The organism is Oleisolibacter albus (assembly GCF_003336875.1).
GTDB classification, from domain to species: domain Bacteria; phylum Pseudomonadota; class Alphaproteobacteria; order Azospirillales; family Azospirillaceae; genus Niveispirillum; species Niveispirillum album.
This window is the reverse complement of record NZ_QGNJ01000011.1, coordinates 80,154-101,773: the sequence shown is the minus strand read 5'-3', so window position 1 is coordinate 101,773 and position 21,620 is coordinate 80,154. Positions and strand designations below refer to the sequence as shown.

General features: G+C 68.3%; 15 protein-coding genes. 6 read left to right on the top strand and 9 right to left on the bottom strand.

Translation table 11 applies throughout. The annotated features are described in order from the left end of the window. Positions 1 to 26: 26 nt before the first annotated feature. From DK368_RS15325 to DK368_RS15315, 3 genes are read right to left on the bottom strand one after another with little or no spacing between them, the layout of a single operon-like run. Positions 27 to 2,306 carry a GumC family protein gene (locus DK368_RS15325; protein ID WP_114394844.1) on the bottom strand — a complete coding sequence of 760 codons (2,280 nt, stop codon included), beginning with the start codon at positions 2,304 to 2,306 and terminating at the stop codon, positions 27 to 29. Beyond that, positions 2,303 to 3,559, bottom strand: a complete 1,257-nt coding sequence (locus DK368_RS15320; protein WP_114394843.1) for a glycosyltransferase family 4 protein — start codon at positions 3,557 to 3,559, stop codon at positions 2,303 to 2,305. Before DK368_RS15320 ends, DK368_RS15325 begins: the two co-directional genes overlap by 4 nt. Positions 3,560 to 3,605: 46 nt before the next feature. Then, the gene (locus DK368_RS15315; protein WP_162306052.1) at positions 3,606 to 4,649 is read right to left on the bottom strand and encodes a glycosyltransferase family 2 protein; all 1,044 of its coding nucleotides are present in this window, start codon (positions 4,647 to 4,649) and stop codon (positions 3,606 to 3,608) included. Between the two features lie 432 nt (positions 4,650 to 5,081). On the opposite strand from DK368_RS15315, the gene DK368_RS15310 reads away from it, so the two are divergent. The 4 genes from DK368_RS15310 to DK368_RS15295 all read left to right on the top strand — a co-directional run bounded on the left by DK368_RS15310 (position 5,082) and on the right by DK368_RS15295 (position 12,048). Continuing rightward, positions 5,082 to 7,820 (top strand): type I secretion C-terminal target domain-containing protein, encoded by a 2,739-nt coding sequence (locus DK368_RS15310; RefSeq protein ID WP_114394841.1) that lies wholly within the window; start codon positions 5,082 to 5,084, stop codon positions 7,818 to 7,820. 142 nt (positions 7,821 to 7,962) lie between these two features. After that, positions 7,963 to 9,156, top strand: coding sequence for a glycosyltransferase (locus DK368_RS15305; RefSeq protein WP_162306051.1), 1,194 nt, complete (start codon positions 7,963 to 7,965; stop codon positions 9,154 to 9,156). Positions 9,157 to 9,587: 431 nt separating this feature from the next. After that, positions 9,588 to 10,610, top strand: a complete 1,023-nt coding sequence (locus DK368_RS15300) for a UDP-glucuronic acid decarboxylase family protein (RefSeq protein WP_114394839.1) — start codon at positions 9,588 to 9,590, stop codon at positions 10,608 to 10,610. Between the two features lie 43 nt (positions 10,611 to 10,653). Beyond that, complete coding sequence (locus DK368_RS15295; protein ID WP_205028256.1) at positions 10,654 to 12,048, top strand: sugar transferase; 1,395 nt, start codon at positions 10,654 to 10,656, stop codon at positions 12,046 to 12,048. Positions 12,049 to 12,063: 15 nt separating this feature from the next. Here DK368_RS15295 and DK368_RS15290 read toward each other — a convergent pair whose 3' ends face one another. The 6 genes from DK368_RS15290 to DK368_RS15265 form a co-directional block, all read right to left on the bottom strand. Further along, positions 12,064 to 13,005, bottom strand: coding sequence for an NAD-dependent epimerase/dehydratase family protein (locus DK368_RS15290; RefSeq protein WP_240002520.1), 942 nt, complete (start codon positions 13,003 to 13,005; stop codon positions 12,064 to 12,066). Continuing rightward, complete coding sequence (locus tag DK368_RS15285; protein ID WP_114394838.1) at positions 13,002 to 14,012, bottom strand: hypothetical protein; 1,011 nt, start codon at positions 14,010 to 14,012, stop codon at positions 13,002 to 13,004. Before DK368_RS15285 ends, DK368_RS15290 begins: the two co-directional genes overlap by 4 nt. 9 nt (positions 14,013 to 14,021) lie before the next feature. After that, positions 14,022 to 15,590 carry an MBOAT family O-acyltransferase gene (locus DK368_RS15280; RefSeq protein WP_114394837.1) on the bottom strand — a complete coding sequence of 523 codons (1,569 nt, stop codon included), beginning with the start codon at positions 15,588 to 15,590 and terminating at the stop codon, positions 14,022 to 14,024. Between the two features lie 43 nt (positions 15,591 to 15,633). After that, entirely contained in the window at positions 15,634 to 15,882 is a 249-nt protein-coding gene (locus DK368_RS15275) for an acyl carrier protein (protein ID WP_114394836.1), read from the bottom strand. Positions 15,883 to 15,938: 56 nt separating this feature from the next. After that, a complete protein-coding gene (locus tag DK368_RS15270) occupies positions 15,939 to 17,867 on the bottom strand; it encodes an HAD-IIIC family phosphatase (protein ID WP_205028255.1) in 1,929 nt (642 codons plus the stop codon). A gap of 359 nt (positions 17,868 to 18,226) precedes the next feature. Beyond that, the gene (locus DK368_RS15265; RefSeq protein WP_162306050.1) at positions 18,227 to 19,267 is read right to left on the bottom strand and encodes a glycosyltransferase; all 1,041 of its coding nucleotides are present in this window, start codon (positions 19,265 to 19,267) and stop codon (positions 18,227 to 18,229) included. A gap of 388 nt (positions 19,268 to 19,655) precedes the next feature. On the opposite strand from DK368_RS15265, the gene rfbF reads away from it, so the two are divergent. Both rfbF and DK368_RS15255 read left to right on the top strand, forming a co-directional pair. Continuing rightward, on the top strand, positions 19,656 to 20,474 hold the full coding sequence (gene rfbF, locus DK368_RS15260; RefSeq protein ID WP_476703852.1) for a glucose-1-phosphate cytidylyltransferase: 819 nt from the start codon (positions 19,656 to 19,658) through the stop codon (positions 20,472 to 20,474). A 66-nt stretch (positions 20,475 to 20,540) separates the two neighbouring features. After that, entirely contained in the window at positions 20,541 to 21,611 is a 1,071-nt protein-coding gene (locus tag DK368_RS15255; RefSeq protein ID WP_114394834.1) for an NAD-dependent epimerase/dehydratase family protein, read from the top strand. Positions 21,612 to 21,620: the final 9 nt, after the last annotated feature.

Genomic DNA, 21,620 nt, shown 5'->3' with positions numbered 1-21,620 from the left:
GAACGCGGAGATCAGTGCGCGTAGTATCAGTCCGCGTAGTACTTGTTGGTGCCCTTCAGATAGGCCCCCGTATAATAGTCGGTAAAGAGGGCGTTGCGCTCGACATCGACCACGCTCAGCATCACGCCCATGACGTGGACGCCGGCATTGCGCAGTTCCTCCAGCGAGCGGATGGCCGTCTTGCGGTTGGTGGTCCTCCAGCGGCAGACGAACACGGTCTGGTCGGCCGCCGCCGCCAGGATCTTGCTGTCGCTCAGCGCCATGACCGGCGGGCAGTCGATCAGCACCAGATCATAGCTCTGCGACAGCTGCATCAGCAGCCGGCCGAAGTTCGGCGTGCGCAGCTGGGCGCTGCCGTCGAAGGCGCCGCGGCCGGCGGCGATGTAGCTCAGGCCGGTGGAGGCGTCGGTCTGCACCGTCTCGCCGATCTCGGCCCGGCCCAGCAGCAGATCGACCACGCCCACCTTGTTCTCGCCGCCCAGGCTCTTGTGGACGTTGGGGTTGCGGAAGTCGCAGTCGATCAGCAGCACCCGCTCGCCATGCATGGCGCACATCCGGGCCAGCCAGATGGTCAGGGTGGTCTTGCCCTCGTTGGCCAGGGACGAGGTCAGGGCCACGGTGCGGGTGCGGCCGCCGCGGGTGCTGAGCCAGATCTGCGAACGCAGGGCGTTGACCGCCTCCGCCGCCTGGGACAGCGGTTTCTGGATGATGTAATTGGCCACGGCCTTGTCGCCCTTGACCACTTTGCGCAGGTCGGGGACCAGGGCGATGACGGGGGTGCCGGTGGTGTTCTCCACCTGCCGCACGTCGCGGAAGCCGTTGTCCAGCTTCTCGACGATGCCGACCACGGCCAGCCCGGCCACGGTGGCCACCACCAGGATGCCCAGGAACAGCAGCTTCTTGCTGGCTCCGGCCGGGTCGGCGGGCACCAGGGCGCGGCTGATGATACGGGCGTCGGCCTCCATCATCTGGTGCTGTTCGCCGATCTCCTTCGACCGGGCCAGGAAGGTCTCCAGCAGGGTGCGGCTGGCCGTCGCCTCGCGCTCCAGTTCACGCAGCTTCACCAGGTCGCCGCTGATGTCGCCGGCGCGCCTCTCCACGGCGCTGAGATTGCCCTGCAGCGAGTTCACCCGGGCCTGGGCCGAATTGACCTCCGAGCGCAGGCCGGCCAGCCGGCGGCTGATCTCGGCATTGACCTGGGCCGTGGCGCCCTCCAGCTCGGCCTTCAGCGCCACCATCTGCGGATGCCGGTCGCCCAGGGACTGGGACAGGTCGGCCATGCGCCGCTGCAGCTCGGCCTCCTTGCCGATCAGCTCGCTCAACAGCGGCGAGGCGATGGCCTGCAGGGCGGAGATGTTGCGGCTGCCGGTGCCGGCGGCGGCCTGCGCCTCGTTCAGGCGGGCGCGGGCATCGGCCAGCTGCGCCCGGGCCTGGGACAGGTTGGCGTTGCTCTCCGAGATCTGCTGCTGGAGGATGGTGGTGTCGTCCTTGCCGGCCACCATGCCGGACTGGGCGCGGAAGCTCTCCACCGCCTGTTCGGCGCTGACCACCTGCGAGCGCAGCTCGCCGATGCGCTCCTCCAGCCAGGTCGTGGCCCGCTGGGCCGCCTGGTACTTGGCCTCGTACTGGTCCACCAGATACAGGTCGGCCACGGTGTTGACGATATCGGCCGACAGCTGCGGATCCGTGCTCTCATAGGCCAGCAGGATGGTGTAGGAGCGGGCGATCTGCGTCGCCGTCAGCGTCTGGGCGATGCCGGAGGCGATGGCCAGGGCCTTGGCCTGGCGGTCGTCCGGGAACACGCAGTAATCCGCCATGCCCAGGGCCGAGAACAGGCCGTCGCGGCCCCCCGCCCCCAACATGCCGCCCACGGCGTTGCACACCGACATGGCCCGCGTCGGCGTGTTGAACAGCGGATGGTCGACGAGATTGAGCTTGTTGACGACCTTCAGCGCCATCTCGCGCGATTTCAGGATCTCCACCTCGCTCTGGATGGATTCGGCCGTGCTGCTGATGCCCTGGACCAGTTCCTCCACGTCCAGCAGCTTGGGCCGCCGGCTCTCGATGAAGACCACGGCATCGGCCATGTAGGTCGGCGTCAGGTTCAGCACGGCCACCAGCCCCACCGTGCCCAGCAGCAGCAGGGTGCCGATGAACCAGCCGAGGCGCCGGCGGAAGATCCGCAACAGGCCGCTGAGGTCGAAATCCAGGGTATCGCCGGCGGCGGCCCGGGGGCCGCCATCCTGGCCGCGCACCACCGTGACGGGGGCGAGGCGGGCCGCCGGACTAGAGGTCTGCTGTGTCATGCCCGTTTCCGTGAGCTGGTCTGAACCTTGGGTTCCACATCGATGGGCTGGCCGCGCAGGCCGGCGAACAGGGCCAGCAGCCGGTCGCGGCTGTGCCGCCAGGCCAGGTCGCGCTCCAGCCGGTCCTTGCCGGCACCGCCGATGGCCCGCCGCCGCGGCTCGTCGCGCAGCAGGTCGATGATGGCGTCGGCGAAGGCCGCCGCTTCGTCCGCCGGCGATCCGCCATGGGGCACATAGTGCGCGCCATCCCCGGCCGACCGCCGCGTCTCCGTCAGGTCGAAGGCGACGATGGGCAGGCCGAAATGCATGTACTCCATGATCTTCGTGGCCGTGCTCTTGTCGGCATAGGGGGTGTAGGGGTTGGGATCGACCGCCAGATCGGCGGAGGACAGCACCCGGCTGATGGTGTCGTTGCCGACGCGGCCGGTGAAGGTGATGAGATCGGCCACACCGTCCGTGTCCGCCATCCGGCGGATGCGCTCATAGGCCGGACCGCCGCCCATCAGCACGCAATGCACGGCCCCCGGCCCCATCCGGTCACGGATGCGGCGCAGGCTGCGCAGCAGCACATCGACCCCGTCCTGCTCGCCGATCTCGCCCAGGAACGCCAGCAGGTGGCGGGCGCCCCGGCGCAGGCCGGGGTCCGGTGGCAGGATCTCGAAACGGCTGGGGTCGGGGGCATTGCGCACCACGACCACATCGGCAGCCGCCTTGCCGCCACGACCCAGGGCCACTGCGGCATAGCTCTCATTGGTGCTGATGACCTTGTGCGCCACGGCGAAGGTCATTTTCTCCATGAAGCGCAGCAGGGTCAGGAAGCCGCCCGACGCTTTGTTGAACTTCGCCGTGTACATCTCCGGCGACAGATCATGGTGATCGAAGACGATGGTCTTGCCCAGCAGCCGCCAGACGCCGGCGATGGGCCAGTAGATCTCGGGCGGATTGCACAGCACCAGCACGTCGAAGCCGCGGCCGCGCACCGCCACCACCAGCGACAGCCAGAGCAGGCTGAAGAAGCTGACGAGATATTCCAGCAGCAGCCCGGCCACCCCCTCGCCCTCGATACCCTGGCTGTAGCGGTGGATGGCCACCCCCTCCAGCTCCTCATAGGGCTTGGTCCATTGCCGGGCGGCGGGAGAGATGACGCTGACCGCATGCCCGGCCCGCTGCAGCGTCGTCGCGTGCTGCCAGACACGCCGGTCATAGGGAACCGGCTGGTTCTCGACATAGATCAGGATGGACGGAAGAGCCATGGTCGCTCCGGTGTCGCGGGCGCCGGCCGGCTGGCCGGGCCAGGCTTCAGGACAGGCGCGTGAAGATCTCGGTGCGGACGCGCGTCAACAGCGAGCCGCGATGGGCCAGGTCGGTGGTGCGGAAATAGGATCGGGTGGCCGCGGCCAGCCGCGTGTTCGGGTCGCGTGGCCGCCGGGACAGGCCCAGGCACAGGCGCACCCCGTCGCCGATGCCGCGCAGGGTCTGCGGCAGGATGCCATTGTACAGCCCCTTGGCGATGTAGCCGGCGGCGTAGAGCAGCACCTGTTCCGGCCGCCGGTTGTACTTGTAGGTGACGTACAGGCGGTTGCGCACCAGGTAATAGAAGCGCTCACCGCCCCAGTTGACCCGTGCCTCCGGCGCCACCTTGTGGCGCACGGTCACGTCGGGAGTGTAGCGGATCTCATAGCCCAGATTGACGATGCGCAGGCACAGATCCAGTTCCTCCCAGCAGAAGAACAGCCCGTCATCATAGCCGCCGGCCCGGTCGAAGGCGTCGCGCCGATAAGCGTGTCCGGTGCCGTTGAAGCGCGGCACCGCATGCGCGACCCTCTCATCCCGCTCGATGGAGCGCTTGGACACCCAGGTGCGCCGGTCGAAAGCGCCGGTGAAATAATTGACGACGCGGAAGGCCAGGGCGCCCAGCCCCGGATCAGCGGCGAACAGATCCGCCGCCCGCCGCAGCGCCAGCGCGTCCGGCAGGACGGCATCATTGTCCAGCGCCACCACCAGCGGGGCATGGCCCAGCCGCGTACCGATGTTGCGGCCGCCCGGCACGCCGGTATTGTGACCGACCTCGTGATAGACGACCCGGTCGGCATGGGCGTCGCGGTAGGCCCGCATGCCGGCCAGCGTTTCGGGCTTGCTGCCCTGGTCCACCACATAGACGCGCACATCCACCTGCCGCTGGGCCAGAACGCTGTCCAGGGTTTCGATGGTGTCGTCGAGACGGTCCCAGCACAGAACCACGACATCGATCTGCGGCAGGTTCCCCGTGGCTGCGCCTGTCGGCGCGCCTGCGGCATCCGGTGTCGGCGCGCCTGCGGCGCAGGGCCCGGCGAGGTCGGACATGGTCGGCCATCCCTTGGTCTTGGTCCAGAGCGGGGTTCTGGTGATCAACCCCCATCGCCCACGAAACGCGGCAACGGTCACCCTGGTCCCGCTCCACGCCCGCATTGAACCGGCAGGACACCCCCCGTCACAACGCCGCGAAGGCGTTAAATCGGGGAACCAAGCGGTAGCCCTGTAAGTATTTAGAAAGTCGAACCGAAATCTTCATATCCCGCCGACGGAGTAGCCGGTCCGGAAAGGTCACAGACATTTCCCGGCCTCAAAGCCACTCCACGCCTTGCCCGTTGCTGCGCCACAACGGATCGCGTGGATTTTATGCGTTTTCGCAGACTTACTCTCATCTACAGGATTACCACTTATAGGTCACAACGCCGATAGTGGTAACTCGATTAGCTTGACCGCGGTTTTCGGGACACAGCGGAGGAGCTGATTATGACCACTGTGATCACTTTGCGCTCCGGCGTGACGACACAGGAAATTCTGTCGGCCATCGAAAAGGCCGGCACTGACACCCGGATCGTCTTCCCCAAGGACGAAGTGATCCGGGTGGACCAGACGCTGGCCGTTGATCTCAACGGCCAGTCGATCACGGTGGATCTCAACGGCTCCACGCTGCAGCAGGGCGCCTCCATGGGCAGCGTGTTCAAGGTCATGGGCGGGCTGGAGACAACACAGGGCGTCTCCGCCGTCACGGCCAAGGGCGACCAGACCGCGGTCACCTTCAAAAGCGCACCCCAGAACATCCAGGTCGGCGACTGGATCAAGATCGGCGCCGACGACAAGCTGCCCGGCGGCACCCACACCAGCACCAACGCCGTGCGCATCGGCCAGGCCACCAAGGTCGTGGCCATCCAGGGCAACACCCTGATCTGCGAGCCGCCGGTGGAAGATGCCGGCCTCTACAAGACCAACATCCGCGCCGCCGCCTTCGAGCCGGGCGCCTTCGCCCTGCAGAACGGCACCATCAAGGGCAACGGCGTCAGCGGTTCGCCGCTGGTCAGCATCAACAGCACGGTCGGCCCGCAGGTGGACAAGGTGATGGTGCGGGACGGCGGCGGCCCCGGCATCGACTTCGTCAACACGGTCAATGCCAAGGCCACCAACGTGGCCGTCATCGATCTCAAGGACGATATCGCCAACGGCCATTACGGCTACGGTGTCCACTCCGCCCAGTCCTACGGCACGCTGGTGGACGGCATCTATGGCCAGAACACCCGCCACACCACCGACAACAACAGCGGGTCAGACCCCGCCAATTCCGACATCGTCAAATATGGCGGCGACCTGCACATGACCGTGCGCAACGCCGTCACCTATGACAGCAGCAGCGGCTCCTATTCCACCCATTCCGAGGCGAACCACACCCTCTACGACCATGTCTTCGCCTTCGGCGGCAGCCAGCTGGCCGTGCTGCGCGGGCTGGACGTGACCATGCAGAACAGCGGGGCCGACAGTTCCGGGCGCGGCGTGCAGCTGTTCCGCTATGGCGACAACGATGCCCAGCGGCTGACGCTGGACAACATCACGCTCAACGACATCAAGGACAAGACCGTCTACACGGCGGGCGCCGTCACGGACAGCAGCGTGACGAACTCCAGCTTCGACACCAAGATGTCCTACAAGATCTATGACAGCAGCGCGGTGGAGGTGGCCAACGTCGCCCAGAGCACCTCGGCCATCGGCGAGAACGATACCGTCACCGGCAGCGCCAAGCTGGACATCCTGCTGGGCGGTGCCGGAAACGACACCCTGTCCGGCCTTGGTGGCGATGATGTGATCTGGGGCGGTGTCGGTGCAGACACCCTGACCGGCGGCAGCGGCCGCGACCACTTCATGTACAATGACATCAGCGAGAAGGGCGACGTCATCACCGACTTCCAGACCGGCAAGTCCGGCGACGTGCTGGACCTGGGCGCCCTGATGGTGCGCTCCGGCCTGATGTTCAAGGATGCGGTTGGCGGCGGCTATCTCAAGCTGGTGCAGTCCGGCGCCGATACGCTGGTGCAGATCGATGTGGACGGCGGCGCCGGCAAAGGGGCGCCCGTGACCCTGACCACACTGAAGGGGGTGCAGGCCACGGCGCTGACGGCGGAGAACATCAACACCGCCATGGGCGGGACCGGCGGCACGCTGGTCCCGGCCACGCCCCCCACAACGCCGACCACCCCGACTACACCGACCACGCCCACGCCCCCCACGACCCCCACCACCCCCATGGCGCCGGATCTGCTGAAGGATCAGGCGGTGAAAGTTGGTGCCTGGTTCAAACTGGCGGTGCCCGGCTATGACAGTCTGGGCGCCGGCACCAAGGTCAGCATCGTCCAGGCCGATGGCGGCGATCTGCCCAGCTGGCTTGGCTTCGACGGCAAATACATCACGGGCCAGGCCAAAAGCTGGGACATGGGCACCCTGGACCTCAAGGCCGTCATCACCACCGCGTCTGGAACCAAGATGGCGGACGCCTTTGCCCTGACCGTCAACAGCACCGGCACCCTTCCGGCCGCACCGGGCACACCGGCAACGCCCACCGCTCCGACCACGCCGACGGTGCCCACCACCCCTACGGCGCCGGATCTGCTGAAGGACCAGGCGGTGAAAGTTGGTGCCTGGTTCAAACTGGCGGTGCCCGGCTATGACAGTCTGGGCGCCGGCACCAAGGTCGGCATCGTCCAGGCCGATGGCAGCGCGCTGCCCAGTTGGATCAACTTCGACGGCACGTCGCTCACGGGCCAGGCCAAAAGCTGGGACATGGGCACCCTGGACCTCAAGGCCGTCATCACCACCGCATCCGGCACCAAGGTCGAGGATGCTTTCAGCCTGACCGTGAACAGCACCGGCAAGCTGCCCCTGATCGCCGAGCCCGCCCCGCTGCCGGCGCCGGTTGCGCCTCCCGGCATCATCGCCGACATGGCGGTGAAGACGGGCAGCTACTTCAAGTTCGATGTGCCGGAGCAGAAGTTCGGCCATGACGCCACCCTGAAGCTGGCGGTGGACGGCAAGGACGGCCTGCCTTCCTGGATGAGCTACAATGGCGACCATCTGACCATGACGCCGAAAAGCTGGGACAGCGGTACGCACGAAGTGGTGGTGACGGCCTATGACGGCCACGACACCGTCATCGGCCACGACACCTTCCTGCTGCATGTCAACAGCAGCGGCCTGCTGCTCTGACAGGCCCGACGGCTCGCGCATCCCCCCGTTTCCCTGGCCCCGGCGGTTTCCGCCGGGGCTTCTTTCTTTCGGACGATCAAACGGATGCGCCATCGCGGACGCCCCGCTGTTTCCCCAGGATCAGGGAAAATGGAGCCCCGCCATGACCAAGTCCCCCCGCCCTCCCCTCGCCATGTATCTGCCGGACTTCGCCATGGGGGGCGTTGCCGCCGTGGTGCTGCGGCTGGCCCGCGGATTGGGCGCGCACGGCCTGCCGCCGCTGCTGATCGTCGACCGCGACCAGGGGGAATTGCGCGGCGAGGTGCCCGCCGGCTGCCCCGTCCTGTCCCTGGAGGCCGGGCGCAAGCTGGAGGCGCTGCCCCGGCTGGCCCGTCTGCTGCGGCGGCAACGCCCGCAGGTTCTGATCAGCCATCTGGGGCATGGCAACATCATGGCCACCCTGGCCGCCCTTGGCACCGGCACCAAGGTGGTGGCCTGCCAGCACAATGCCCTGTCGGCCCAGACAGCGGCCAGCGATTCGCTCTCCCATCGCCTCCTGCCCGGTCTCTACCGCTGGACCCAGCACTGGACGGCCGGCTATGTGGCCGTGTCCGAAGGAGTGGCCTGCGACTGGGCGGCCACGGCCTGCATCCCGCGGCGTCGGATCTGCACCATCTACAATCCGGTCGTCGATGAGACCTTCGCCGCGCGGGCGGCCGAGCCGGTCGAGGATCCGGCGTTCGGATCATGGTACAGCCCCGCAAACAGGGACCATCGGGTTCCCGTCCTGGTCTGCGTCGGCCGGCTTGAGGATCAGAAGGACATCCCCACCCTGCTGCACGCCTTCGCGCTGCTGCGCCGGCAGCGCGCTGCACGGCTGGTGCTGGTGGGCGACGGCAGCCGCCGCGGCGACCTGGAGCGGCTGGCCGCGGATCTGGGCATCGCCGGCGATGTCTGGTTCGCCGGCACCCGCGCCAACCCGCTGCCCTTCATCCGCCAGGCCGATCTGCTGGTCCTGTCCTCCCGTTTCGAGGGGTTCGGGCTGGTGCTGGTGGAGGCTCTGGCCTGCGGCACCCCCGTCGTCAGCACCAACTGCCCGCACGGCCCCGCTGAAATTCTGGAGGGCGGACTGCTCGGCGCCCTGGTGCCCGTGGGCGAGGCGCCGGCCCTGGCCAAGGCGCTGGAGGGCACCCTGGAGCAGCCGCCGGACCGCGCCGCCCTGCAACAGCGGGCCGCCGCCTTCACGGCGGAGGAAGCCACCGGTGCCTATCTCCGGCTGCTGCTGCCGCTTCTGGCCCCGCGCACGCGGACGGGCGAGCCCCGTTCGGCCGGAGCCACACTGCTTCCGGAGCGGTGATCGCCGCGCGGGGGATGGACAGACACCACCTCTCCTACCCCCATCGCCAGGGACAATCCATAATATTTCCCAATAACTCACCCGTTCAGGTGATTTTATGACCCCAAACCAGCCCTTTCTCGCGTGTAAAAGCAGTGCATTAGCGGATTAATTAGAAAACATATCACGACAGCCGTATCATCCCATTATTGGCACTGCGCCGCACAATCAACCTATATTACTGTTCGCAATCGCAGACTTATGCGATAAGGACGCTTCGTTCATTTGCATTTCCGCAACACAGAGCGAACGTTCTCACGACAAGCCGGATCAAACGTCGGAGCCGACCTGTTCAAGCGTGCATTGGCTGATCAGCGGGGATCACGCGGCCACGGCCCGTCCCTGCGCCAAGGCTGGCTCCGCGCCGACCATTCTTCGCTTCTGGAGGCCCCATGAACCGCAAGCAGTTGCTGTCGAAATTCACCGACCGGAAGCGATGCCTGGTCACCGGCGGGGCCGGTTTCCTCGGCTCCCATCTGTGCGAACGCCTGCTGGAGCAGGGGCACGAGGTGCTGTGCGTCGACAATTTCTTTACCGGCAGCCGGGCCAACATCGCCCATCTTCTGGACAATCCGCGGTTCGAGGTGATGCGCCACGACATCACCTTCCCGCTCTATGTAGAAGTGGACGAGATCTTCAATCTGGCCTGCCCGGCCAGCCCTGTGCACTACCAGCACGATCCCGTGCAGACGGCCAAGGTCAGCGTGCATGGCGCCATCAACATGCTGGGGCTGGCCAAGCGCACGGGCGCCAAGATCTTCCAGGCCTCCACCAGCGAGGTCTATGGCGATCCCACCGTGCATCCGCAGACCGAGGATTACCGCGGCAACGTCAATCCCATCGGGCCCCGCGCCTGCTATGACGAGGGCAAGCGCTGCGCCGAGACGCTGTTCTTCGACTATCACCGGCAGAGCGGCGTCAACATCCGCGTGGTCCGCATCTTCAACACCTACGGCCCGCGCATGCATCCCGCCGATGGCCGCGTGGTCTCGAACTTCATCATCCAGGCCCTGTCGGGCGAACCGATCACCCTCTATGGCGACGGCAGCCAGACGCGCGCCTTCTGCTATGTGGACGATCTCATCGGCGGCTTCCTGAAGCTGATGAATGCGCCGGACGAGGTGACCGGGCCCATCAACATCGGCAACCCGGTGGAGACCACGGTGCTGGAACTGGCGGAAACCATCCTGCGCCTGACCGGGTCCGCGTCCCAGATCGTGTTCCGGCCTCTGCCGGTGGACGATCCGATGCAGCGCTGCCCCGACATTACCCGCGCCCGCACCCTGCTGGACTGGGAGCCCCGGGTTCCCCTGGAGCAGGGCCTGCGCAGCACCATCGCCTATTTCCAGCGGGTCCTCGGCGTCAGCAGCCCGGCGGCTGGCCTGCAGGAACTGCCGCGCGCCGCGGCCGGCTGATACCGGCGGCGCGGAACGAAGGACGGGTAAGCGGAACGGCATGATGACACAGGCGCTTTCGACTGAAGACCGCGCGATCGACCAGGAACCGGTGGTCGTGGCGGAACGCCCGGCCCAGGGGCGGCGCGCACGCTATGGCCTGTTCCAGGTCAGCCAGTTCGGCATTGAACTGACCATGATGGCCACCCTCACAGCCCTGGTGTCCTGGCTGTTGCCGTCGCGGATATTGCCGGCCGATCTGGGCAGCGCCACCGCCGTGCAGAGCGGTGTCATGGCGGTGCTGCTGCTGCTGCCGGTCTGGCATCTGGCCCAGGGGCTGTACCGCAGCGGCGCGCCTGTGGCCGCCGTGCGGGTGCAACGGCGGCTGGCCGCGGTGGCGGCCGCCTTTTCCCTGGTCGCCGCCCAGGCGGTCCTGACCTCGTCCGGCCCGGCCGGGCTGTTGCTGCCGCTGACGCTGCTGCTGGTCAGCCTGACCGTCGGGCTGGTGATGGAGGGGATGGTCCGGCCCATGCTGGCCGGCCTGTTCCGCGCCCGGGTCCCGACCCTGCTGCTGGGCGACACCGGCTTCCGCCAGACCGGTGCCGATCTTCTGACGGCCGGAGCTGATTTCGGCGGCATGGTACTGGCGCGCGCCAGCATGGATGACACGTCCTTGTCCTGGCCGGATCCGGCCGGCAGGGGCAAGGCCATGCCGGCCGCGACGGGGCCGGTCACTGCCGTGCTGCTGCCGGCCCCGGCCCGTCCCGACGGGGCCATCATGGATCTGCACGATCTCGGCGGTTTCGTCGGCCTGGTCTATCGCCGGCGCCAGGCCAATCCGGTGGCCATGGCGGTGAAGATCGCCCTGGACAAGCTGGTGGCCGGGACCGCCCTGCTGGCCTTCCTGCCGGCGCTGCTGGCCATCATGGCGGCGCTGAAGCTCACCAGCCCCGGCCCCGTTTTCTACAGCCAGACGCGGATCGGCCAGCATGGCCGGCCCTTCCGCATGTGGAAGTTCCGCACCATGCGGGTGGATGCCGAACAGCATCTGCAGGCCTATCTGGACACCAATCCCGACGCTCTGCAGGAATGGAAGACCTATTTCAAGCTGAAGAAGGACCCGCGCATCATCCCCGGCGTCGGCAGCTTCCTGCGCAGATCCAGCCTGGACGAGCTGCCGCAGCTGTTCAATGTGCTGAACGGCAGCATGAGCCTGGTGGGGCCTCGGCCCTTTCCCACCTACCATCTCGACCAGTTCCCGCAGGACTTCCAGCGGCTGCGCGCGACGGTACGGCCCGGCATGACCGGCTTCTGGCAGATCTCCGCCCGCAGTGATGGCGATCTGCGGGTGCAGGAGGCGCTGGACAGCTACTATATCCGCAACTGGTCGATCTGGCTGGACCTGCACATCATCGCCACCACGCCCTATGCCATGCTGGCCAGCAAGGGCGCCTATTGAGCGCCAAGGCGGGATCTAAGGGCCGCACCGCCCGGCATAGGCCTCGATGGTGCGGGCCAGCCCGTCGCGCAGGCCGGTCGTGGCCCGCCAGCCCAGAAGCCGTGCCGCCGCCTCCGTCTCCGCCGCCCGCACCATCTCCAGCGGACGGTCGGCCTGCCCGCCGAACCGCAGCAGATCCGGCCGCCCGGTCAGCGCGCCGACCAGGGACAGGCAGTCGCGCACCGTCGTCAGCCGGCCCGTGCCGATATCGATGGAGGCGGCGCCGGGATCGGGGGCCAGCCCGGCCCGCACGAAGGCCTCCGTCACATCGTCGACATAGACCCAGTCCACCGGGCGCACGCCGCTGCTGAGGGTCGCCGGCGCGCCGCGCAGCAGCGCCAGGATGGTGGCCGGGATCACCTTGTAGTCCTTCTGCCCCGGCCCATAGGTCATCATCAGCCGCAGCACCACCGCCGGCAGCCCGTGCAGGGCGGCCAGCATGCGGGCATAGCCGGCCGACATCCATTTGGCCGCCGCATAGGGGCTGGAGGGGACGGCGCTGCCGGCCTCCCCCATGGGCTCCTCCATGCTGGCCGTCAGCACCAGCCGTCCGGTGCCGAAGCGGTGGACCGCCTCCATGACCAGCAGCGTGGCCATGACATCGTTGCGGATGCTGTCGGGGATCAGCGCGATTTCCCGCCCGCCGCGGCTGTCGCTGGTCAGGTGATAGACCAGGTCCGGCCGCGTCTGGGCGAACACCGCCTCCACCTGCGCCCGGTCGGCGGCATCGCCGCGCCAGGGCCGGATACCCGTCTGCCCGGCCCAGTGCTCCGGGCTGGCGCTGCGGGAGAAGGCGATGATTTCGGCCCCGGCCGCCGCCAGCCGCCGGGTCAGATGCGCTCCCAGGAAGCCGCTGGCGCCCACGACCAGCACCCGCCGTCCGGCCAGGTCGGCCTCATGATCCGTGCCCCCGCTCATTGCACCACCGCCGGGATCGGGCTGGCATTGGCGGCGCGGCTGGTCAGGTTGGGGGCGGCACCGTTGGGCGTTCCCCGTGCCTGCAGCCGGTCGGCGATCTGGCGGGACAGGCGCCGGACCGCCGGCCAGTGCAGGTGGAAGGCGTCATAGAAATCGGCCGGCCGGTAGCCGGGTTCGGTTTGCATGGCGATGACCTCGGCTTCGTAGGGGCGTAAATGCGTCCGCAGCAGCGACACCACCGCCTCGGTTTCCGTCCGCATGGCGGGATAGGCGGCGAAATAGGCGGGGTGGACGGGGGCGAAGACGACGACGTAATGGATGCCGCGCGCGGCCATGCGCCGGGCCAGTTCCACCAGCGGCGCGATACAGTCGCGCTCCACGGCGATGGGGCCGTAGAACAGGCCGCGATCCCGCTGGGATCCGATCGGGCCGCTGCCGAAATGATCCAGCGCCAGCTCACCCCCGCCCAGGCGCCGCTGCTGCGGCAGGTCCCTGGCCGTGCGCAGATAGCGGTAGGGCGCGAAGTAGCGGAGATAGAAGGGCAGCGCCGGGTCGCGGCCGAAGGCATAGGCGGCGGCGTCCTCGCGGTCGAACATCTCCGCCGGTTCGCTGTGGCACCGGCGGAAGTCGGGCAGGTTGGTGATCTGGATCACCGTGCGCACATTGGGAAAATGGTCGAGATAGAAATCGGCCACGAACCGGGTCTGGTGCGTCTTCAGGAAGGCCGTCCCGCCGTTCAGCACATGCGCCTCGCCGCCGGCCATCGCGACAAAGGCGCTGCCGTCGAACTGGCGCCAGGTCATGGACGAGCCGATGGCCAGCACCGTGGGGTCCAGGTCGGGCCGGGCGCGCAGGAAGGCCAGCTTCTCGTCCAGATGCTCCAGCCGGGTGATGGCCGGTGCCGGCACGCGGTCCGGCGCCAGCCCCAGCGCCGCATAATATCCGCCGGCCAGCAGCGCCAGTGTCCCGGCGGCACCGCCCAGCAATCCCACGAGATAGCGGTGCATGGCGGCCTCCTAGAAGGTGAAATACAGGAATTCCGTCGGATTCATCGACAGGGCCTGGATCAGGGTCAGACAGCCGATCACGCCCAGGGCAATGCCCTGGGCCAGCGTGGGCCGCCAGCGCGGAACCCCAAGGGACCAGCGTGGCCGCGGGGTCGGGACGTCCGGGACCGGAACCGGCGCCGGCTCATGGCCCAGCCGGTCGCGCCCCAGCCACTCCACGCTGTTGGGCAGCATCCAGACGATGGCGAAGCCGCCGGCCAGCAGGATCAGGCTCAGCTTCGGCAGGCGCAGCAGCTCGGCCAGCGACCCGTCGGGGCCCAGGCCGGCCATGCCGGTCAGCATGGTCATGGCCTGGCCGACGCTGGCCGCCTTGAAGAAGACCGAGGCCACGGTCACGCAGAAAAAGGTCAGCAGCACGCCGACCGGCCGGAACAGCCGGCCCGTTTCCGCGCCGATCCCCCGCCTCTGGCGGATGCTCCGCCAGCCATGGTTGATGGTCAGGTACAGCCCGTGCAACAGCCCGAACACCAGGAACTGCCAGCCCGCGCCATGCCAGAGGCCGGCCAGGGCCATGGTGGCGATGGTGGGCCAGGCCAGCAGCACCAGGAACGCGCCGGCGGAGGCCTGCTTCCGGCGCAGCAGCGGCTTGCCGGCCCGCAAGCGCCGCTTGGTCAGGGCCAGGACCATGGGGTTGTAGATATAGGCCGTGATCCAGCGCGTCAGCGTCATGTGCCAGCGCGACCAATAGTCGATGATGCTGGGCGCCTTGTAGGGGCTGTTGAAATTGATCGGCAGCAGGATGCCGAACAGCAGCCCCAGCCCCACCGCCATGTCGCTGTAGCCGGAAAAGTCGAAATAGAGCTGCAGCATATAGGCCAGGGCGCCGACCCAGCCCTGCACCAGCGTCGGCACGGCGCCGTCCAGGGCCGGACCATAGACGTCCAGGGCGACGGGCGACAGATTGTCCGCCAGCACCACCTTCTTGAACAGGCCGATCAGGAACAGCGTCAGGCCCAGGGTCATCCTGTCCGGCTGCGGCCGCGATGTTTCCGGCCGCTGGAACTGGACCAGCATCTCCTTGTGGTGCACCAGCGGGCCGGCGATCAGGTGCGGGAAGAAGGTGACGAACAGGGCATAGCGCCAGAAATCCGGGTCCTCCGAGGTGCCGTCATAGGCATCCACCAGGAAGGCGATCTGCTGGAAGGTGAAGAAGGAGATGGCCAGCGGCAGGATGATGTGCGGGATCGGCACATCCAGGGCCAGCAGCGTGGCGATGCTCTCGGCCAGGAAGCCCGCATATTTGAACCAGCCCAGCAGCGCCAGATTGGTGACGATGCCGAAGACCAGCAGCGGCGTGCTGGCCTGCCGCGCCAGCCTGCGTCCAACCAGGAAGTTGAAGACCAGCGAGCCCAGCAGCAGCGGCAGGAACTCCAGCCGCCAATAGCCGTAGAAGGCGACGGAGGCGCAGGCCAGCCAGATGATGGCGGGCCGGTGTCCGGCCACACGCCCGATCAGGAAGAAGCCGGTCAGCGTGACGGGCAGGAAGACCAGGATGAAGTCGGGCGAGTTGAACAGCATGTCCTGCGCACTCCCGGACAGGCGCCCCCGGCCGCCGGGGCGGTCAGGCGGCCGCCTTGCGGCGGGCGATCAGCCGGGCGAAGTCGCCCAGAGTGTGCAGCCCGTCGAGTTCCGACGCCTTGAACTTCACGCCGAAGCGCAGCTCGGCGGCGACGATGACATTGATGTGGTTGAAGCTGTCCCAGCCCGGCACATCCCGGGCCGACAGCTCCGGCCGGGCGACCAGGCCGTCGTCGTCGAAGACGTCGCGCAGGATGGCGGTCAGCCCGTCATAGATCTGTTGTTCGGTCATCGCAGAGGGTCCTTTGTTGGCAAGGGTCGGTTGCGGAGCACGGGCCTCACCCGGACTCAGACCGAAAGCGCCAGGGTGAAATGCCGGGGCTGCGGCAGGACGGCCGTGCGCAGGTCCAGGCTCCAGCCCTGGTCCTCCGCCGAAGCGGGCAGGGCCGTGAAGCCCAGGCCGGGATAGAAATCCCGCACCATCCCGTTCCGGGCCGTGGGCCGGTAATGGCCGACCAGCCGCTCCACACCCCGCCGGGCGGCGGACGCGGCGACCACCGACAGCAGGGCCTGCTCCACCCCGCGGCCCAGCACGCGGCAGCTCATCAGCCAGCTGTCCAGATCCAGCGTCCGCCCATCCTCGACCCGCCGGCCGATGACGACGGCGATGATGCCGTTATCGCCGAAACGGTCCTTCAGCCGGGCGGCAAAGGTCAGCACGTCCGGGCTGTCCCGCAGATCCCGCACCTCCGGCTCGGTGTAGCGGCGCGTGGTCAGGTTGAACTGGTTGGTCTTGTTGATCAGCTGCGTCACCCGGGCCAGGGTGACCGGGGTGACGGGCTCCACCGCCAGCACCATGTCCAGATCGCGCAGGAAACTGTCCATGTCGGTGGCGGCGGCCTGTCCCTGCCGCCGCTCGGCATTGGCCTGGTACTGCCGTGTGCGGCCGGCATCGTCGGCGGTGAAGGCCACCGGCTCGAAATAGCCGGCATCGGCCAGGGTCTGCCCATAGAGTTCCGGCGCGTCGGGCACCTCCGGCACGGCCACGGCGGGCAGGCTGCGCCGCATCAGGTCGCGCTCCACCGGGTTGTCGTCGAAGAAGACCAGACTGTCGATGCCCAGCTCCAGATCGCGGGCGATGCGGCGCAGGGCGGCGGGCTTGTCCTCCCAGTTGGCTTCGAAAGCGGCGATGTCGCTGCGCGTCAGCACCATGTCGGGATGCTCGCGGAAGACGGCCTCGGCCACCGCGGGCGAATTCTTGGAACTGACGGCCAGGATGACCCCCCGGCGCGACAGCTGGCGCAGATGGCGCTGGAAGGCGACGAAGGCCTCGCCGGCGGCGCTGCCCTGGCCCAGCACGATGCCGCCCAGCCCGTCATCGCCGATGACGCCTCCCCACAGGGTGTTGTCCAGGTCCAGCACCAGAACCTTGCGCGACAGGCCGCGCAGCGACGCCAGCACCCGCCCCACCTGCTCGCCGTACCAGGGCGCCGCCGCCGGAGAGATGGCCTGCTTGGCATGGTGCCACAGGCGTGCATCGCCCACGCTGCGCCGGCCGATCTCGGCCAGCGACCGGCCCAGGTCCAGCAGCAGCACCCGCTCCCGGGCCGCCGCCCGCACCAGGGCTTCGTCCAGCCGGGCCGCCAGCGCTCCCGGCGCCGCCGGCACCAGCCGCTCGAAATGGCCGAAGGCCGGCGGCTCGGCCAGGGGCATCAGCTGCTGCAGGATCACGGCCCCCGTGCGCTCCCGCGCCGTGCGCCACAGCCCCACCATCTCCTCGGCGCGGGCGGCCAGGGCGGTGTCCGCCTCCTCCGCCGTGGCCGACAGCGGCAGGTCGGGCAGCAGCTCCGCCGGATCGACGGCCAGCAGGATCACATCCGGGCGCTGCCGGTGCAGGTCGGCGGCGGGGTCGAGGATCTGCTGCCGCCATTGCCCATAGGGGGCCTGCCAGCAGCGGACCCGCAGCCCCCGGCGCAGGCCGGCCACGCGGATGGCGGGCAGCAGATGCTCCAGCGTCCCGGTGCCCAGCACGGCCAGGGTCAGCTCCGCACCCCAGGCCGCGTCCGGCAGACCCTGCACCGCCCGGTCCAGGGTGCGCGTCTGCAGGAAATCCAGGCGCTGATTGGCCAGCATCCGGGCCGTCCCGGCGGCGGCGCCCGCATCTGCATTCCCATCGGCGCCCTTGGCGGCAGCCGCGCGCAGCGCCGTCACGGCGGTGGAGAACTCCACCGCTTCCGGCAGCCAGTACAGGTCGAGGGTCGATGTCGGCAGGGTCATGGCGGCACGATCCTGGTGGAAGACAGCTCTGGTCCGGCCGGGGCACATATCGCCCCGTCATCCCCCGCCGGGACCCGTGTCCACGGCAGGCGGATCTCCCGCCCCCCCGGCGAAGGGGGGACAGCCCCTGAAATCAGGGCCCCTGATCTCAGGGTGGCGTCATCTCTGACACCGGCAGGACTGCGGCAGATGCGGTCATCATCGTGACGTCCGGTGAAGTCGAAGGGATTTTACCGTTTGCCGGGAAGGAAACGCAGCATCCAGGGGAGTCGGCGCGAACTCATGCAGGGGAACCCCGGCGGGCAGAGGGGGTACGATCCCTGACCTTCGCAATAGGGCTAAGGGCGCCCTCCGCCGTTTCACACCCCCGCGGCTCGTGCCGGGCGCTCGTGCGGTCGCGGGCGCGGCCGGGCGTTGGCAGGGGTGGCCACCGGCGGCAGCCCCGGCCCGGCCAGATGCTGCGTCTCCGCCAGCAGCGCCGGCTCGGCGGTGGGCGGGATCCGGGGGCGGAAGAACAGGCCCGCCACCGTGCCCGACAGCACGGTCCAGGCAGCCAGCGGCTTACCCTGGACCAGGGCCTTGAACACCAGCCGGGTATTGTCGATCAGGGTCATCAGCGCTTCCGCCGGCGGATAGAAGCGGCGGCGCAGATAGAGGGTGTTGCGGAACAGCAGACGCATGCGCCGCAGCCGGGCCGGATCGGTCTCCGTCAGCGGATGCAGCGGCCGGGAAATGGCGCGCAGATGCACGGCCTTGCTGCCGGCCAGCATATAGGCGGGCCGCTGTTCGGTGATGCGCAGGGTGAAGTCGCTGTCCTCGCCCCACATGAAATAGTCGGGCGGTGTTGGCGGGAAATCGCGCAGGGTCGAGCGCGGGAACAGGTTGGAGATCAGGGCGGAGCGGCGGATCTTCACCATCCCATGGTCCATCTTCTCGGCCCAGGAGGCATAGTCCTCGTCGCTGTCGCGCCAGGCGATCTCCGGCGTGTTCATGGGCCGGCCATCGGGGGCGCGGACACGGCTGCACAGGAAGCCGATCTCCTCCGGGCTGCGGAATTGCGTCCGCGCCGCCTCCAGCAGCAGCTCCAGTGCCGTGGAATCGGGCAGGACATCGTCATCCATGACCCACAGCCAGTCGGCTCCGCCGGCATAGGCATGCGACATACCTTGCCAGAAGGCGCGGGCCGGCCCCCGATTGACCGCGAAGCGCAGATAATCGGTGTCCCGCGTCAGCAGGCCGGCCTGGCACATGGCTTCGAAACTGCCGTCGGTCGAGCCGTTGTCCAGGATCACGATCCGGTCCGGCGGCCGCGTCTGGGCCTGAATGGCCGCCAGGCATTGCGCCAGCACGTCCTTGCGGTTGAAGGTGACGACCACCGCAGCGACCACGCCCGTGCTCATGACTCCCCCGGTTCCCGATCCCCTCTCTGGGCCTGCAACGCAGCCCGATCGGGGGGGAGCATAGCGACGCCCTATCGGCATCTGGGGTGGAAAGGGGGAGCACGGCCCGGCGCACCCGGCTTACTCCGCCGCCCCGCTTCCATGGCCGCGGCGGGCGGACCGGCGACAGGCCGCCCGATCCCCCGATGGATGAGCCCATCCGCTCCGCATTTTTCCAAATAAAGGGCAAGTCTTCTCGGTTGGCGGCACTGCCCACCCCGATCGGGGCACAGAACAGAATACGCCGAATACGCCGGTGCGGACGGCGCGTTTTCACGGCATAGCTGCTGGACCGGAGCACGGCCCGACGTTTTGCGCCGTCCATCTGCGCGTCAACAGACCGGGGGACATGATGAAGGTGGTTATCCTGGCCGGTGGATTTGGCACCCGCATCAGCGAGGAGAGCCAGATCCGGCCGAAACCGCTGGTCGAGATCGGCGGACGCCCGATCATCTGGCATATCATGAAGATCTACTCGCATTACGGATTGAACGACTTCGTCATCCTCTGCGGGTACAAGGGCGAGATGCTGAAGCAGTATTTCCGGGACTTCATGCTGTCCACCGGGGATGTCGTCTTCGATCTGGCCCGCAATGCCATGACCATCGTCCCGCGTGAGGTCGAGCCCTGGCGCGTCACCCTGGTCGATACCGGCCAGGCCACCATGACCGGCGGCCGTCTGAAACGGGTGGCCCACCTGCTGGACGACACTTTTTGCCTGACCTATGGCGACGGCGTCGGCGATGTCGATATCGCCGCCCTGATCGCGCATCACCGTAGCGGCGGGCACCTGGCCACGGTCACCGCCGTGACCCAGCCCGGCCGCTTCGGCGCCCTGCATCTCGTCCCCGGCGACCCGCTGGTCCAGGGCTTCCGCGAGAAGGGGCCGGAGGATGGCGGCATGATCAATGGCGGCTTCTTCGTGCTCGACCCGCGCGTCATCGACCTGATCGACGACGACCAGACCGTGTGGGAGCAGGAGCCGCTGGAACGCCTCTGCGCCATGAACCAGCTCCAGGCGTTCCGCCATCACGGCTTCTGGCAGCCCATGGACAGCCTGCGGGACAAGATGGTGCTGGAGGATCTGTGGAAGTCCGGCAAGGCGCCCTGGAAGGTCTGGGACCGCGCCCCGGCCCCCGATGCCGCCCGGCACGCCCGCACGGCCTGACGCCCCCCGCGCCGGCGGTGCGCCGGTGCTTCCCTTTCCCGCAGTCCCTGTTCTGGGAGGATCGACGTGAAGATTCTGGTGACGGGTACCGATGGCTATATCGGGGCGGTGCTGGCCCCCCTGCTCCAGGCCGCCGGCCATGAGGTGACGGGGCTGGATGCCGGCTTCTACCGGGGCGGCTGGCTGTTCGACGATCTGTGCGACCGGCCGCGCACGCTGACCCGCGACATCCGCTCGGTCACGGCCGACGATCTGCGCGGCTTCGACGCCGTGGTGCATCTGGCCGAGCTGTCGAACGATCCCCTGGGCGCCCACAATCCCGAGATCACCTACGACATCAATTTCCGCGGCAGCATGACCGTGGCCCGGGCGGCCAAGGCGGCGGGCGTGCCGCGCTTCGTCTACGCCTCCAGCTGCTCCGTCTACGGCGCCGGCAACGACGACATCAAGACCGAGGACTCCGCGCCCAATCCGCAGACCGCCTATGCCGAGTGCAAGGTCCGCTGCGAGCAGGGGTTGGCAGAACTGGCCGGCGACGGCTTCATCACCACGGCCCTGCGCAACGCCACCGCCTTCGGCGCCAGCCCGCGCATGCGCTTCGACATCGTGCTGAACAACCTGTCGGGCCTGGCCTGGACCACCGGCCGCATCGCCATGACCTCGGACGGCAGGCCCTGGCGGCCGCTGGTGCATGTGCGGGACATCTGCCGTGCCATCCTCTGCACCCTGGCCGCCCCGGCCGAGGCGGTGCGTGGCCAGATCTTCAATGTGGGCGACGACGCCCAGAACTACCGCGTGTCGGAGATCGCCGAGATCGTGGCCGCCGCCTTCCCCGGCTGCGAGATCAGCTTCGGCCCGCCCGGCCCGGACAACCGCAGCTACCGCGTCTCCTTCGCCAAGATCCACAGGCATCTGCCGGATTTCCGCTGCGACTGGTCCGCCGAGCGCGGCGCCCGCGAGCTGTACGGCATCTTCAGGCGCATCGGCATGAGCAGGGAAACCTTCGAGGCTCCGGCCTTCACCCGCATCAACGCGCTGAAGCAGCTGGTCGCCTCCGGCCAGCTCGACCCGGTCTTCCAGTGGCGCGGACTGGACGAGACGCCGGCCGCGGAACCGCGGATGCAGGCGGCGGAATAGGGGCGGGCG

Excerpts from the sequence above, each read along its gene's own strand:
- DK368_RS15290 (WP_240002520.1), bottom strand. The coding sequence starts at position 13,005 with ATGAGCGGGGGCACGGATCATGAGGCCGACCTGGCCGGACGGCGGGTG.
- rfbF (WP_476703852.1), top strand. The coding sequence starts at position 19,656 with ATGATGAAGGTGGTTATCCTGGCCGGTGGATTTGGCACCCGCATCAGC.
- DK368_RS15295 (WP_205028256.1), top strand. The coding sequence starts at position 10,654 with ATGACACAGGCGCTTTCGACTGAAGACCGCGCGATCGACCAGGAACCG.
- DK368_RS15320 (WP_114394843.1), bottom strand. The coding sequence starts at position 3,559 with ATGGCTCTTCCGTCCATCCTGATCTATGTCGAGAACCAGCCGGTTCCC.
- DK368_RS15265 (WP_162306050.1), bottom strand. The coding sequence starts at position 19,267 with ATGAGCACGGGCGTGGTCGCTGCGGTGGTCGTCACCTTCAACCGCAAG.
- DK368_RS15315 (WP_162306052.1), bottom strand. The coding sequence starts at position 4,649 with ATGTCCGACCTCGCCGGGCCCTGCGCCGCAGGCGCGCCGACACCGGAT.
- DK368_RS15305 (WP_162306051.1), top strand. The coding sequence starts at position 7,963 with ATGACCAAGTCCCCCCGCCCTCCCCTCGCCATGTATCTGCCGGACTTC.
- DK368_RS15280 (WP_114394837.1), bottom strand. The coding sequence starts at position 15,590 with ATGCTGTTCAACTCGCCCGACTTCATCCTGGTCTTCCTGCCCGTCACG.
- DK368_RS15275 (WP_114394836.1), bottom strand. The coding sequence starts at position 15,882 with ATGACCGAACAACAGATCTATGACGGGCTGACCGCCATCCTGCGCGAC.
- DK368_RS15270 (WP_205028255.1), bottom strand. The coding sequence starts at position 17,867 with ATGACCCTGCCGACATCGACCCTCGACCTGTACTGGCTGCCGGAAGCG.
- DK368_RS15310 (WP_114394841.1), top strand. The coding sequence starts at position 5,082 with ATGACCACTGTGATCACTTTGCGCTCCGGCGTGACGACACAGGAAATT.
- DK368_RS15285 (WP_114394838.1), bottom strand. The coding sequence starts at position 14,012 with ATGCACCGCTATCTCGTGGGATTGCTGGGCGGTGCCGCCGGGACACTG.
- DK368_RS15300 (WP_114394839.1), top strand. The coding sequence starts at position 9,588 with ATGAACCGCAAGCAGTTGCTGTCGAAATTCACCGACCGGAAGCGATGC.
- DK368_RS15325 (WP_114394844.1), bottom strand. The coding sequence starts at position 2,306 with ATGACACAGCAGACCTCTAGTCCGGCGGCCCGCCTCGCCCCCGTCACG.